1 pseudogene is annotated in these 352 nt (G+C 33.8%); it reads right to left on the reverse strand.

Features of this window, described 5'->3' with window-relative positions:
* Positions 1-352: pseudogene (locus ASV53_RS25780) on the reverse strand (hypothetical protein); the annotation flags it as partial.

The raw sequence follows: 352 nt of genomic DNA on the forward strand, positions 1-352 counted from the left end.
CCTTTTTAAATTTCATTCCTTTGAAAGGATTGAGATCTGTGTACTCCATCCTAATCGCATAATCAAAGAAAGTAACAACCGTATGGATTGTCCCCTTGACTGTTCCTTCACTAAGAACTGGCTTACAAACGATTTCGTTACGTTTAATTATTTCGGGTAGCTCTAACCCTTTAAACTCAGCCATTTTGTGTGCATTAGATGGTAATTTCCTAAGTTGTTTCTGAACATGTATAGCATCTTTACCCCGTATTTGCTTTAATGAATTTTTTCCACTAAGAATAAGAACATTTCTAATTTTAGCTTTATTTGATTTTGCTGTTTTTTCAGATAAGCCATTCTCAATACATGCATC

It is taken from the genome of Photobacterium sanguinicancri, from assembly GCF_002265265.1.
Classification (GTDB): Bacteria; Pseudomonadota; Gammaproteobacteria; order Enterobacterales; family Vibrionaceae; genus Photobacterium; species Photobacterium sanguinicancri.